Source organism: Amphritea balenae (genome assembly GCF_003858655.1).
GTDB lineage: Bacteria > Pseudomonadota > Gammaproteobacteria > Pseudomonadales > Balneatricaceae > Amphritea > Amphritea balenae.
The window spans coordinates 25945-43013 of sequence record NZ_RQXV01000005.1; the positions used below are offsets into that span (position 1 = coordinate 25945).

General features: G+C 51.8%; 1 protein-coding gene (running past one end of the window). It reads right to left on the reverse strand.

Annotated elements, in window-relative coordinates; all coding sequences use genetic code 11:
- On the reverse strand, positions 1-17056 hold part of the coding region annotated (locus tag EHS89_RS09860) for a putative Ig domain-containing protein (RefSeq protein ID WP_124925987.1) (this coding region is incomplete at its 3' end). 25944 nt of the annotated region lie to the left of the window's left edge; 17056 of 43000 annotated nt are visible.
- Positions 17057-17069: the final 13 nt, after the last annotated feature.

The following is a 17069-nucleotide window of genomic DNA, read 5'->3' on the forward strand; positions in this document are numbered from 1 at the left end:
CCAATGCTGCAGACGGTGTCGCACTCTCGTTACCCGCAGCATCGAAGAACTTAGCGGTCAGGCTGTGTGGGCCATGAGCCAGCGTTGAACTGGTTACCGACCAGTTGCCGTCGGCATCAACAGTACCGGTACCCAGCACTGTCGTACCGTTGGTCGCGTACAGTTTAACCGTATCCCCTTCGGTACCACCGTCACCATTAATGATCGGCGTGGTGGTCTTTGTCAGGTTATCGGTGTCGGAATCACCCGTATCAGATGGGCTATCCAGATCCAGGTTAGTTGGCACCGGAATAGTCAGATCCACGGTAACGGTCAGTGGGTCGGATGCCTCACTCTCATTACCCGCCGGATCACTGTATTTGGTGGTCAGATTGTGAACACCTTCCAGCAAAGTATCACTGGTAATGGTCCAGGTGCCATTTGAGGCAACGGTGGTACTGCCGATAGGCGTTACACCATCATCCGCGTACAAGGTGACGGTATCACCAAACTTACCTCCGGTACCGCTGATATCCGGGGTCTGAGTTTTGGTCAGGTCATCGGTATTCGACGTACCTGTATCCGATGCAGTCACCAGATTTGGTACCGGCGGTTTCAGTGCAACCGTATCAACCGTCACGGCCAGTACCGGTGATGCTGCACCTTCAGCACCTGCAGGTGAGGTAAATTTAGCGGTCAGGTTGTTCACGCCATCGGGCAGCTCAGAACTGGTAACCGTCCAGTTACCGGAAGCATCAACCAGTCCGGTTCCCAGCGCGACATTGCCCTTGTAAAGGGTAACTGTATCGCCTTCAACACCGCCGCCACCGCTAATTTCAGGGGTGTTATCGTTAGTCAGATCATCACTACCGGAATCACCGCTATCGGAGGTTACAACCAGATCCGGCAGCGGAGGCGCAGACGGAATCCGGGTATCAATATCAATAGTCAGCTCAGTCGAGGCTGCACTGGTATTACCTGCACGGTCAGTGTATTTGGCGGTCAGATCATGCTGTCCATCGGTCAGCACGGTACTGGTTACGGTCCAGTTACCGGCCGAGTTGACAGTGCCGGTACCCAGCACGGTAGTGCCATCGGTATCGTACAGGGTCACCGTATCCAGGTAGTTACCACCCGTACCGGTGATCAGCGGCGTATTGTCGCTGGTGTAGTCATCGGTATTAGAGTCGCCCTTATCTGAAGTCGCATGCAGATCAGGCGTCAGCGGCGCAGTCGCCGTGGTATCGACGGTGATATTCAGGCTGCGCGGTGTGGTACTTTCGTTACCCGCGATATCACTGTACTTAGCTTTTATGGTGTGATCACCTTCGCTCAGATCCGGCGTAGTGACACTCCAGGTACCATCGCCATTAACGGTACCAGTGCCCAGCAGGGTTGTACCATCGGTGTCGTACAGACTCACCGTATCACCCGGTACACCGTTGATGCCGGTGAAGGTCGGAGTGGTTATATTGGTGATGTTATCGGTGGCTGAGCTGCCAGAATCATCCGCAGCGATCAGATCGATATTCTGCGGTGTCGCAATGGTGACATCCAGAGTGACAGTCAGAGCATCAGATTTCTCACTGATATTACCCGCCGCATCTTTATAGGTGGCGGTCAGGTCATTGTCACCGCTAGTCAGGTTTCGGTTCAGATCCACCGACCAGTTACCATCGACATCGACGGTACCGGTACCCATATTGGTCGTACCTTTATAGAGGGTGACGATCTCACCTTCATTACCGCCACTGCCTGTAATCGTAGGGCGCAGTACATTAGTGATATCGTCATTATCGAAATCACCGGAGTCGGAGCCGGCTTCCAGATCAGGGGTTGCAGGCTTAACAATAGTGGTATCGATAGTAATATTCAGCGGATCAGACAGACCCGACTGGTTACCGGCATTATCACCGTAAGTGGCCTTAATGGTGTAATCACCGTCAGCCATCGGTTCAGTCGGGGTATAGGTCCAGACACCATTAGATGCCACAGTAGTGTGGCCCAGCAATGTTTCTCCATCATCGGTATACAGGTAAACAACGTCCTGATAGCGACCACCAGTACCGCGCAAGGTTGGCGTTGTATCGTTGGTCAGGTCATCGGAGTTAGAGCTACCGCTATCGGATGTTACATACAGATCCGGCACCGGAATACCGTTGGGCACCAAGGTAGTATCGATATTAACCGTGGTGAATTTCCAGGCACTGGTATTGCCTGCCACATCGGTATAGCGAGAGTACACCCGCTGACTGCCCTCGGCTAATTCAGAGGTTGCGGTAACTTCCCAGTTGCCATCGGCATCTACCACCGCAGAACCTATAGCGGTAGTCGCATCTTTCTTGTACAGAGTAACAGTATCGCCCGGCACACCGCCGGTTCCGGCGAATGTCGGGGTGGTATCGTTGGTCAGGTTATCGCTATCGGAGATACCCATATCGGAGCTGGCCAGCAGATCCATATCCGCCGGTGCTGCCGCCACGGTATCGATATTGATATCGATCGCCACAGATGCCGGGCTGACATTGCCTGCCGCATCGGAGAACTTAGCAGTCAGGGTATGCTCACCGTGAGTCAGTGCCGAGGTGGTCACAGACCAGGTACCATCGGCCGCAACAACAGCCGTACCTTTCGCAGTTACCCCATCGGTATCGTAAATAGTGACCTTATCGCCTTCTTCACCGCCATCACCACTAATGGTCGGAGTTGTATCTTTAGTCAGATCATCGGTATCAGAAGTACCGGTATCAGTGCTGGCTTCCAGATCCAGATTGGTTGGCGTAGGAATACTCAGATCAATATCCACTTCCAGCGCCGGTGACGGATCACTCACATTACCCGCTGCATCAGAGTACCGAATGGTCAGATCATGAACATCTTCAGTCAGCTCTGTAGAAGTGATACTCCAGGTCATGTTCGCCGCAAGCGTGGTAGTACCTAGTACTGTTGTGCCATCGGTGTCATACAAGGTAACAGTGTCGCCCGCCTTTCGGCCCGCACCGTTTGCAATACCACTCACCGTTGGTGTGGTATCTGTCGTAATATCATCGGTACTTGAAGTACCAGTATCAGAGGCTCCGGTTAAACCCGGTGCATTCGCCGTGGAAATCTTCGTATCAACAGTGACCACCAGCGCATCGGAAACCGGGCTGACACCACCGGCTGGGGATACATAACGGGCAGTTAAGTTATGTACTGCATCCGCCAGCAGGGCACTCTCAACTTCCCAACTGCCATCAGCCTGCACCAGCGCAGAGCCCAGGAAGACATTTGCGCGGTACAGTTTAACTGTATCGCCCTCGACACCACCGTTACCAATGATCAGAGGTGTATTATCGTTGGTCAGGTTATCGGTATCGGAATCACCGCTATCTGAGCTGGCAGCCAGATCTGGAGTAATCGGTTTATCCGGCACAAAGTCATCGATCGTTACCGTAATCGCCGGTGACGGATCGCTGACGTTACCCGCTTTATCGGTATAGGTCGCGGTCAGATCGTGACTACCATTGGCAAGTCGGGTTGTCGGGGTTGCAGCCCATGTACCATCTGCGGCAACAGTGGCTGTGGCGACAACAGTCGTACCATCATCACCATAGAGTTTAACGGTATCACCCGGCGTACCACCGCTACCTGTAATAGTAGGTGTAACATCAGACGTCAGATTATCGCTGTCATCAGCACCCAGGTCCGATGTGGTTTTAAGATCCAGCGCCGTCGGAGCAGCCATCGTGGTATCGATGGTTAGGTTCAATTCCCGTGGGGTTGCACTTTCGTTTCCAGCAATATCGCTATAAACCGCTTTAACCGTATGATCACCTTCTGCCATATCGGCAACAGTGATCGACCAGGTTTTGTCCGCCGCAATCACGTCGGTACCCAACACAGTCGTGCCATCGGTATCGTACAAAGTAACCGTATCACCCGGCACACCATTCACGCCGGTAAAGATCGGCGAAGTCACCTTGGTAATATTGTCAGTAGCAGAAGAACCCGAATCATCAACCGTAATAAGATCGATATTCTGCGGTGTTGTTATCGCACCATCGTAGGTTACCGTCAGTGCATCAGATGCATCACTGATATTACCCGCAATATCGGTATATTTAGCGGTCAGGTCATTGGCCCCGGTTGCCAGGTTAGCGGTCAGATCGACCGCCCAGTTACCGTCAACATCGACGGTACCGGTACCCATGACACTTGCCCCTTTATACAAGGTAACCGTATCGCCCTGGTTACCGCCGCTACCGGTCAGCTCCGGACGGATCTCGTTGGTAATATCATCGGTATCAGATACACCGGAATCGGAAGTTGCCGCAAGATCCGGGGTCGGTGGTGCAATAGAGGCCGTTGTATCGATGGTAATATTCAATTCATCGGATGCATTAGTCTCATTGCCGGCCTTATCGGAGTACTTAGCCGTCAGGGTATGCCCGCCTTCTGCCATCGGTGTGGTTGGCGTAATGGTCCACTTACCCGCAGAGTTAACTATTGAGGTCCCCAACACCGTCGTACCATCGGTATCATAAAGAGTCACATAATCCTGATACTTTCCGCCCCCACCGGTAATGGTCGGGGTATCGTCGAAGGTAATATCATCGGTATTTGAAGCGCCGCTATCGGAGTTAACATGCAGATCGATATTTGTCGGGCCTGTTTCTGTCATGGCCGTATCAACGGTAATAACAGCCCGGCCTGACCAGGCACCGGTATTTCCTGCAGGATCGGTATAGCGGGAGTAGAAGTAATTTGCACCATCATTAAGTTCAGAGGAGGTAACGCTCCAGTCACCGTTTTCATCAACGGTGGCACTGCCCAGCTGCACAGTACGGCCGTTATTCCACAGCTCTATAGTATCGCCCGGCACACCACCGCTGCCGCTGAAGGTCGGAGTATTGTCCTTGGTGATTTTGTCGGTATTGGAAATACCGGTATCGGAGGCCGGATCAAGCGCCAGAACCGGACGCCCTACAACCGTATCAACCGTCACCGAAACCGGCTCTGAAGAACCGCTCTGGTTACCCGCCGCATCGGAGAATTTTGCGGTCAGGTCATGGGTTCCGTTACCCAGCGCCGCACTGGTTACCGTCCAGGTGCCATCCGGTTGCACTGTACCGGTAGCCAGTACAGTAGTGCCGTTCGGGTGATAGAGTTTTACGGTATCACCCGGATTACCGCCGTCACCGGTTATAGTCGGCGTAGTATCCTTAGTAAGATCATCGCTATCGGAGGTACCGGTATCCGAAGCCGCTACCACATCAAGGTTTGTGGGTGGCGTCGGGATATCAGTATCCACAGCGATATTATGATCATCACCGCTACCCAGATTCAGGCTTGCATCAGTATAACTGTCATCCGCAACAGAAATGAGCATCGCGGCATCTTCAGTATCCACCGCCGGAGTATAGGTCGCAGTAAAGACTTTATTAGTGCCATCGGTTGGGGTGACATCGCTCAGTGTGCCGGATTCCAGGCTGACATCGCTGCTATCAAAGCCCGCTACCGATTCATTAAATGTGAATGTAACTGTGGTGGTTTCACCCGCTTTCAGTGAATTATCCGCAGTGGTGATGTTCAGAGTTGGACCAACGGTATCAACAATCACATTCAACGCCGTCGATGCAGCACTGATGTTTCCGGCAGGATCGGTATATTTCGCCGTCAGGCTGTTATTGCCTTCGGTCAGATCGATACCAGTAGGAATTGCCCAGTTACCATCGACATCGACCGTTGCGGTACCCAATACTGTATTGCCTTTGTACAGAGTAACCGTATCACCCGGAACACCCGTCGCCCCTTCGATGGTCGGACGTTTTTCCTGGGTACGGTTATCAGACAGATCACCGGTATTCGATGTATCCGCCAAACTTGGCTGTGGTGGCGCCGTCGGCACCGTACGGTCGATAGTAATATCCAGCGCTTCGGATGGCGCACTTTCGTTACCCGCTTTATCAGAGTAAGTGGCAACCATCTTATAATCGCCATCCGCCAGACCACCGGTTGTCACTGTCCAGTTACCACCCGCGCCTACGGTCCCGCTTTTCAGCAGTGTCAGGGTACCGTCAACATCTTTATACAGGCGTACAGTATCGCCCTGATCACCACCGGTACCATTGATGGTTGGCGTGTAATCTTTAGTGATGTTATCGCTGTCGCTGCTACCGGTATCCGATGCACTGATCAGGTCCGGCTTAATGGGTGTGGATACCGTTTTATCGATGGTGACATTAAGCGCTTTAGGTGCCGCACTCTCATTACCAGCAATATCGGTATATTTCACATAAACGGTGTGTACACCTTCTGGCAACGGCTCGGTTGGCGTCACTTCCCAGTAGGTATTGCGACCATCATTACCGCCCGGCCCCACTATATCGGTACCAAGAATCACATCTTCGGTACCGTTGTTGTAGTAAACAACCGCAGTATCGCCATTAGTTCCCAATCGCCCTCCAAAAGTAGGAGTATCGTCGTTGGTATAATTATCGGTAGCACTGGTTCCGGAATCAGACGGGGTGCGCAAATCGAAGTTCCATGGATTAGCGATAGTCCGATCCACTGTAACCGCCAACACATCAGAAGGCGCACTCACATTACCCGCTACATCAGTATATTTGGCAGTCAGGTTATTAACACCGTTGGCCAATGCGGTAGTCAGATCCAGCGACCAGCTGCCATCGGCACCGACAATACCGCTACCCATTTTGGTAGCACCTTTATAGATATCAACGTAGTCACCTTCATTACCGCCGCTACCACTGATGGTAGGCAGGTTCTCACGGGTGATCAGGTCGCTGTCAGAGGTACCAGTATCGTCCGCGCTATCTAGCGTCAGGCCCGCTGGCTTATCAGACGCCGCGGTATCAACAGTCACTGAAAGCTGATTAGACGCAGCACTGATATTGCCCGCCTTATCGAAGTATTTGGCGGTCAGGTTATGGTCACCATCACTCAGTGCTGAGGATGTTACAGACCAGGTGCCATTTGCTGCGACGGTAGCGGTACCAATATCCGTATCACCATCGAACAGCACTATAGAGTCGCCTGCTTTACCACCGGTACCGCTGATAGTCGGCGTGTTATCGTAGGTGATGTAATCGTCTTGAGAGCGGCCGGAATCAGAGGCATTAGCCAGATCGATAATCGGCGTTGGGATAGCTGTATCTACGGTAATGGCAATAGATTTCGCAGCACTCACAGCACCCGAATCGCTGACATAGCGCACTGATAAAGTATTCGCACCCTCTTCCAGTTCAACACCGGAGGTCAGTGACCAGGTGCCATCCGCGGCAACCGTGCCTTCAGCCAGCTCGGTACCATCAGAATGGAACAATTTAACAACCTGACCTGGCTCACCATCGGTGCCGGTCAGGGTTGGTGTTGTATCTTTGGTCAGTTTATCTGAACTGTTGCCCAGATCAGTACCGGCGCTGTTAATATCTTCATTAAAGGTATCCGAGGTGCTCGCCAGCAATACATTGGCAGGCGTTGCCGGTGCTGCGGTATTTACATCAACAAATAAGGTACCAGACAGAGAGCTGCTCTGGTTTCCTGCCGGATCAGTATACTGAGCTTTTAGTCGATGAGTACCATCACTTAAAGTACTTGTAGTTACACTCCAGTTACCATCAGCAGCCACCGTACCGGTACCCACAACGGTAGTACCATTACTATCAAAGATAGTAATGGTATCGCCTTCGGTACCGCCACTACCAGTCAAAGTCGGAGTAGAATCTGCCGTCAGGTTATCCCCTGCACTGTTACCCAAATCGGAATCCGGGCTCAGGTCCGGTATATCCGGTGTCGCGATGGTAGTATCGATAGTAATTTCCAGCGCCGGGGATGCGGCACTGACGTTACCGGCAGGATCACGGTATTTCGCAGTGATCCAGTGTTTCCCCTCGCTCAGGGTATAGGAGTTAACGGTCCAGGTTCCATTAGCAGCAACAACAGCATTACCAATACTGGTTACGCCATCGCTGTCATAGAGGAAGATCTCATCACCTGGGGTACCACCCACACCACTAAAGCTTGGTGCTGTAATTCGGGTAATATCATCGCTATCAGATACACCACTGTCCGTTGGAGAGGTCATATCCGGCATTGGCGGCACCAAGACACTGCTATCGATAGTGATATCCAATGGCGCTGATGCAGGTGAAACGTTGCCCGCCACATCAGAATAGATCGCTGTCAGAGTATGATCGCCATCAATCAGTTCGTCGGTGGTAATCTCCCATTTACCCTGTGCATCGACTACCGACGTACCAATAACGGTCGTACCGTTGGTATCGTAAAGGGTTACCACATCATCCTCTGCACCACCACTACCGGTAATCACCGGGGTATTCACACTGGTGATATTATCGATGTTGGACATACCGGTATCGGAGCTGGTTTTCAGATCCAGCTCGGTGGGTGTTGGAATGGTGGTATTAACGTTAATACTCAGCACCGGTGACGGATCACTCTCGTTACCTACCGGGTCAGAGTAGGTCACGGTCATATCGTGAATACCATCCGGTAACTTAGTCGAAGTGATCTCCCAGTTACCATCTGCATCCACCACACCGGTACCCCGTACCAGGGTACCATTGGTATCGTACAAGGTTACCGAATCACCCGGTGTACCCCCGCTACCACGCAGAGTTGGGGTATCATCATTAGTAATATCATCGGTATTGGAATCACCGCTATCGGACTCATCGATCAGATCAAATGCGTTCGGCGCATCCGGTGGCGTCAGGTCAAGGTCGATCACACCGGCTAGGCCTTCAGTACCGGTGTTACCGGCAGAATCTGTGGCCGTCGCGGTAATATTATGACTGCCGGCGGCTAGCTCTTCGGTTAACTCCAGAGCCCAGTTACCGTAGGTATCCGCGGTGGTGGTGCCCAGATGGGTGCCGCCCTCATAGACATCCACCTGAACCAGTGGCGTTGCTTCACCGGTAATTTCCGGCGTGCTGTCCCCGGTAACCAGATCATTCACTGTCGGTTTGCCCGGCATCCCGATCAGGAAGCTATCGGTGGCGGTTGCCTGACCATCATCAATAGTCACTTCGACGGTATAAGGGTTATTCCGGGCAGCCCCTGCTGCCGGAGTACCACTGATAATACCGGTATTCGAATCGATAGACAGACCACCCGGCAGACCCGCTGCGCTATAGGTCACGGTATCGTTATCCGGATCATCAAAGTTCGATGTAATATCCAGGCTAAAGGGCACATCCGGATTGGCGACCGTATCATCGATCTCAGTGGTAACTTCCGGTGCAATGTTGGTGACCGACCAATAGAAACTATCACTGATCGTCTGACCACCACTATCTGTAGCTGTTACCTCTACGGTATAAAAGCCGTCTGAATCTACGCCGCCCTTGGAGGCATCATGGACCAGAGTACCTTCTAACAGACCGGTCGCCGAGTTCAGGGTAATACCTTCCGGCAGCAAGCTGGTAGTCGAGTAGGTCAGCACATCGCTGCTACCCGGATCTCCGATATCGCCGTCAAAGAAGTGATCTTTCAAATCAATACTGATCACCTCAGCATCGACTGAATCCTGGTTTGGAATGGCCGCATCAACCACCGGAATATCATCGACCGGGGTAACATCGATGGTCAGGCTTGAGCTTACCGCGCCAGCATGATCATCAACTAACGAAAGCGGTGTACTGATCTGATAATCAAATTTAGCGTAGTCGTCGCCACTGCGGTTCGGCTCCGGCGTAAACACCAGTTTTCCAGCGGAAATATCGCTGTAACTGATGATATCGCCATCTTCTACATCAACACCATCCAGCTTCAGGCTAGCGCCATCAGGCTTGGTCTGATCCGTAATCACTATCTGTTCAAACGGCTTATCGGAGATATCGCTGGCACCCAGAGTCCAGCTCTGCTCTTCCAACAAGGTAAGAGTGCTATCTACACCAACGGCAGCGTAAACAGTATCGCTATCGCCTTCGGCATCGGTAACCGTATAGCCAACGTAAGCAGTACCGTTATAATCAGTCGATGGCGTGTAAGTAACATTACCCAGGCTGTTATTCAGCTTAACGGTACCCGAGCCATCGGCCAGAGTGACGATATCACCAACACTAACGGCCTGACCGTCAATCTGAGTAATGCTAAACGCCCCGGCTTCAGGATTGCTGTCGTTATCCAGCAGATTAAAGCTTACCGGGGTTTCCTGTGTAGTCGTCGCGGTTTCTGGTTCAAGTTCCAGCCCGGTGGTGGGTGCAGCAGCCAAATTAATCGTTGCTGTTACTGCGACGCTATCTTTGTCGCCATCGCTGACGCTCAGCGTAAAGGTACGGGCACCCACAGTAGGGCTGCCGGCAATATTTTCATACTTGATCGCGTGGATCAGCTCTTCCATCGCCTCTTTACCCAACGGCGTACCATCGGTCGGCGTAATGCGAATTTGATCGCCATCAGCATGAGGGTCTATCAGATAAGTTTTGCCTGCTACAGTGACTTCAACGTTATCCGTAGTATCCAGCGGTACCTGCGTACCACCGATAGTGAGTACTTCATCACTACCATCGACGATGCCGGTAACGGTCAGGTTAACCTCGGTAAAGGTGGTGCTGTCGACGTCTGTGATGAACACATCGGTATCAGCCAGTGCAATGGCCGGATCACCAAAGCTCACATCCTGATTGGTACCACCATCCGCGCTGCCGCGCAGTGAATTATCCGGGTCAAGATTCAGGGTTGGTGCCAGGTTAGCCGGGTCTGTTGATTCAGAAACCGGCGTCCCGGTCACTGTGATAGTCGAGGTTAACGGGATACTTTCTACCCCGTCCTTCTCCGCCACTATCGTAATATCACGATCACCGTTCACGGTTTTCGTAGGTGTGGTATCCAATTGATACTTAACCGATTCCAGCAGATCGCCAGCATCGGTTGGATCCATCACACTGCCATCAGGTTTTGTAATGGTTATATCTGTTCCGTCGTAATCCACATCAAAGGTAGTACCGCCGATAGTTACCTGACGGGTAGGATCAGGGGTACCATCCAGCTCGATCAATTCCTGATCTGGAGCAGTACCGATACGGATCTTTTCATCGCCGCCATTACCCGTTCCGGTCACAGTCAGAGTCAGCTTATCCGCACCTTCTACCTGAGGATCAGTACCGACAACAGGAATACCTTCGCTGCCCCCCGGGCCGGTAGTCGCGGTGAATTCTCCGTCATCCGCTCCGCCACCGGAGTTGGTTGGGTCCAGGTTGACTAGTGGACGCTGAACCACATCAACCTTAGCTGTTGCCAGGTTACTTTCCAGCTCACCATCGCTGACTTTGAAGGTAATGGTACGCTCACCTTCAGTCAGCGTTTCAGCGTTATGCTGGTAACCGATGGTTTCGATCAGTGTTTCAATATCTGCCAGCGACATTTCACCGCCAAGCTGATTGGTAACTGTGATTACACCCGGCTCTGCGGTTGGATCAATTCTAAACAGGGTTCCACCGATAAAGGGGTTCAATACCGTATCTGAAACTTCATCAGCCCCAACAAAAAGCGCCTCAGAAGCGCCGTCAACATTCCCGGCAAGTTCAATCTTCAGATAGGTTAACGTGCTGTCATCAACATCACTAACGGTGGTATCGGTATCGGCAAGCAGCAGCACACCATCGCTGGACAGGAAGGTGCGATCAGTGCCTTTATCGTCTGCACCGCCGAGGGAGTTATCGGTATCCAGGTTAACCACCGGCGCATCATTTACCGGGGTAACATCGATAAGCAGCTGACCTTCAACCGTCGCTGGATCGCTGCCGTCCGGCAGGTTCAGGGTCCAGACAAAATCAGCATAACCGGTGCCGGATTCATCCTGAACCGGGGTAAATTTCACGATACCGCTGTCGATCTCGGCTTTAGTTACGGTATCGCCAACATTCAAATCGGTACCGTTGCGGGTCAGCGTTGCACCCACTGGCAGGTTCAGACTATCGACTGTAATAGAATCCCAGTTACCACTCTGCTTGATATCTGCAGCCGTCACCGTGCGGACATCATCCTCAGCAATAGTGATGGTGTTATCCACCCCCACTGCAGCCGATGTTGTCGCTGTCTTTGCACCATCAGTCACGGTGTAATCGAAGATAGCCGGGCCGTGAAAACCGTTAACCGGGGTAAAAGTGACGGTCTGATCCGCATTCAGGGTAACGGTGCCTTCGCCACCGGCAAGGGTCACAGTTTCACCAACGGCAATCGCCTGGCCATCCACCTGAGTAATCGTTAACGGCAGGCCTTCGGGGTCTGAATCATTGGCCAGCAGATCGATAGTTTTGGCGGTATCTGCGCTGGTCGTTGCGGTTTCACTGATGACCGTTGGGGCCTCGTTCACAACCGATATAACAGACTTGGCAACATTACTTTCGATCAGGCCATCGCTAACCGTGAAATTAACGGTCCGGTCACCCTCGGTGGCCGCTGCGCTTTTGTTCTGATAGGTGATGGTTTCAATCAATGCTTCCAGATCAGCCTGCAGAATCGGGCTGCCATTAGCATTGCTTATTCGCATATATTCGGCCTCCGCGAACGGATCGACCAGAAAAGTGGTAGCGCCTACAGTCACCTGCACATCTTCGGTGGTGCCCAGCGGAATTTCAGTACCGGCAATGGCTAACACTTCATCGGCACCATCAAGGGTACCCTGTAACGATAGCTTCACGTATTCAAACGCGGTGTGGTCGGCATCGGTGATGCTGACATCGGTATCAGCCAGTGTCAGCGGACCATCGCCCGCAGCAAAGTTCCGTTCAGTACCTTTATCATCCAGACCTCCGAGAGAATTATCGGCGTCCAGATTAAGCACAGGAACAGCATTACCTATCGACTGAACATCAGGATTGGAAAAACCGTCGTTACCACCGGCAGCACCGGCGGTTGCTACCTGAGTGACTGAAAGAGTATCCGGGTTAATTTGAAAAACCGCGCCATCACTGTTTCTGGCACCATAAATATAACCATCATAATCGGCGAAAACAGCACCGTAGCCATTTCCGATACCAACATTACCCAGTTTTGTTGCCACACCCGCTTTGGTGATAGACCAGAAATCACTGTTGCCATCGATGGTATAGAATAGATCCCGGGTGGAGCTATAGGCCATATCCGCCTGACCCGTAATAGTGGTGCTCAGGGTGACGGTGCCGACGACAGAGACTGAGTTAACATCAATTTTATAAATCGTATCGGTTGATGACCTGGTCGCATACAAAATACCGTCACCGCCAAAGTCACCCACATTGAACGCAACACCACCAGGCAATCCGGCAACATAACCCAGATCGTCAGTCAGACCATTTGCACCGGTCCGGATAAGATGACCCATCATCCCACCAACGCCCATGCCATAGGCAAAATCGTCGATAGTGTTATAACCGGTAGCATTGTACCCAAACCCAGCAGGATCTCCGTAGAACGAAAAGCCACCATCCTCAACATCGATCTCGGCAACCTGCCCCAGCATCGCCCCTTCAGTCAACACCTGATAAAACTCGCCACCGATAGGAAAACGCTGGACGCTAGAAATCTCGATTGTTGAAGTCACCGGCGCACTGTCGCCAGTACCATCGTTGACAAAAAAATCAACCGTACGGGTGCCAAGCTTGACCTTATCATCGGTGGTATCCAGCTGATAAGCCACGCTCTGTAACAGAGTATTCAGATCATTAGTGGCCATCTTTCCGCCAGCCACTTTAGAGACGATAATATCGGTGCCATCGTAATTAATCGCGAAATCGGTCGTGCCAATCGTAAACTGACGTTCGGCATCGGCGCTGCCATCAATCTCAACCGCAAAGCGATCGCCGCCCTCGCCGAGCCAGATATTTTCATCTCCAGCATTGGCAAAGCCATTGAAACTAAGTGTCATGGTTTCGATTTCATGGCCCGGTTCAACCGTAACGGCGGCATCATCAGACACAATTGAGATACCCCTGCTGCCACCTGGTCCAGCGGTGGTGCTGAAGCCATCATCATCAGCGCCACCGCCTGAGTTATCGGCGTCCAGGGTCAGACTAATTGAATCATTAACCGGAATAACATCGACACTCATTGAACCGGAAACAGTCGCCGGATCACTGCCATCTGGCAGTGTCAGTGTCCAGCCAAAATCAGCATAATCTACGCCTGATTGATCGAGCGTCGGTGTAAACTTAACCACCCCGCTATCGATTTCGGCTTTGGTGACGGTATCACCCACCTGCAGATCAACAGCGTTCCGGGTCAGGGTTGTGCCCACCGGAAAATTCAGGCTATCAATGGTGATCGACTGCCAGTCGCCGGTTTGTTTAATATCTTCAGCCGTCAGGGTGCGGATATCATCTTCATAGATTTCAACGGCGAGATCGACCCCCACCGCGGCGGTTGCTGCCGCAGTTTTCGCACCATCACTAACGGTATAATCAAAAATAGCCGGGCCATTAAAGCCCTCTGCTGGGGTATATGTGACGGTCTGATCGGCATTCAGGGTTACAGTACCCTCGCCTCCGGTTAAGGTAACTGTTTCACCTACTGCGATAGCCTGACTATCAACTTCGGTTATCGATAAAGGCTGCCCTTCCGGGTCAGAGTCATTGGCCAGCAAATCAATATTTTTAGGAGTTTGCGCGGCGGTTGTCGTCGTTTCACCCACCGCCGTTGGCGCTGCATTGATAACCGAAACAGTCGATTTAGCAATATTACTTTCGGTTTTGCCATCGCTGATAGAGAAGTTGACCGTGCGATCACCCTCGGTAGCACCCGTTGCCTTATTCTGATAGGTGACGGTTTCGATTAACGCTTCCAGATCAGCCTGCAATATTGGATTGCCATTACTATTGGTGACTCGAAGGTATTCAGCCCCGGCATAAGGATCGACCAGATAAGTAGTCGCCCCGACCGTTATTTGAACATCTTCTGTCGCCCCTAAAGGTATCTCCGTGCCAGCAATGGCAAGCACTTCGTCGGCACCATCAACTGAACCTGCAATGGATATTTTCAACCACTCAAACGCAGTGTGATCGGCGTCAGAAATACTAACATCGCTATCTGCCAGAGTGACCGCTGCGCCACCAACATTGAAAGTACGCTCGGTGCCGTTATCATCAACTCCACCCAGCGAGTTATCCGCATCCAGATTCAGAGTTGGTTTGGCATTACCCATTTTCTGTACATCAGGGTTGGAAAAACCATCGTTCTGGCTTGCTTTACCGGCTGTACCTACCTGGACGACTTCAAGATTATCCGGGTTTAATCGCCAGACTTTTCCAGTGTTATTATCACAGGCGTAAACATAACCATCATAATCAGCAAACATCGCACCATATGCCCCTGCAGCGATCGGCTTGCCGAGATGAGTAACGTTGCCGGTTTTATCCATCGAGTAAAAATTACCCGTATAGTCAATGGTATAAAACAACCCACGGGTAGAGCTATACGCCATATCCGCATTAAGGAATATCTTCTCGGTGGCTACCAGTGTTTCCACCACAGTAGCGCTTGCAACATCGATCACATAGACTTCGTATATTCCACCATTTGTGACATACAACCGCCCATCGCCGCCAAAATCACCGACATTGTAGTTAGTCTTAGTGGGGCTGGGCAGTCCTTCGATCAAGCCAAGGTCATCGACCATACCATTGGCCCCGAGCCGAACTAAGTGCCCTCTGTAATCGCCAGCAGCGGCTGTACCAATACCGTAGGCGAAGTCATCAAAAACGTTGTAACCGGTCGCATTATAAGGAAATCCAGCCGGATCGCCGTAGTGAACATACCCACCATTTTCAAGATCCAGCTCGGCTACCTGACCACCGGCGGTATACACCTGATAGAACTCGCCACCGATATCAAAACGCTGGACATCCGAAATATTGACAATGCTGTTAACCGAAACGCTATCTGTTGCGCCATCGTTAACGGTAAATGAAACCGTACGGGTACCGGCCACCACCAACTCAGGCGTAGTGTCCAGATGATACGCGATAGTCCGCAGCAAACTGTTGAGATCATTGGTGGCCATCTTGCCACCGCCCACTTTACTTACAACAATATCGGTGCCGTCGTAGTTAATCGCAAAGTCGGTGGCACCAATGGTAAAGCTACGCTCAGCATCGGCGCTGCCGTCGATCTCGACCGCAAACCGATCTCCGCCCAACCCCAGCCAGATATTTTCATCACCCGCATTGGCAAAGCCATTAAAGCTAAGCTTCAAACTTTCAATATCATCGCCATCACCATCTGCGACAGCAGCCGCCAAAGGGTCGACCAAGCCTATGCCTCGGCTGCCGCCGGGGCCTGCCGTAATCTCATATCCTCCGTCATTGGCACCGCCACTGTTATTGGCAGGGTCAAGCGTGATGGTTGGCGGCGCCAGCGAACCTTCAAAACCGGCCACCTCGATCTCTTCAGCTTCGATTGTGCCGGTCTTAGCCTCCAGATCCCAGTCGGCGCCTTTATCTGCCGCACCGGTATCATCGGTGGATGCAGCAATATCCGCCTCGGTAATTTCACTCAGACGGGTGATCAGATCAAAACCGATCTGACCGGCTGCGATATCACAACCATAAAAGAGAATATCGCCGTTTTCAGTCAGGGTCTGACCGATCTCGGTCAGTTCGTCGGTATAGCTGGAGAGAGAGTCAGCATTCAGGTCTGCCGTGCCGAGCAGAACCGAACCTTCACTACCATGACCAATAACGTGAATCGCTGTAATATCTGAACGGTTTTCGAGTGTCTGTGCCATGACCTCTAAACCATCCTGATCAGATTCGATCAGTATCACTTCGACATTATCCCGCATCCCTGCAATCAGGGAATCAGCATCGCTTATCGACGCATCAACAAAAGCAACTTCAGTAGAAGACTGCTCAAAGTCGACGGCAGGCGGAACCATAGTGCTCACATCAAACTGATCCGCATCTACCTGCTCAAATTCAGCCGTCAGGGTTTCAGCATCGACCACTGTTTCAACAATGGCGTCGACCGCCGCACCATCAAACATGATGCGAGGTTCCAGCGCCATTGGCTGTGGGCCGCGACGGTTTTGATTGTGATTCTTAGGGTTCTGATTTTTTACTTTATTCTTAGGCACGATATATCTCTCT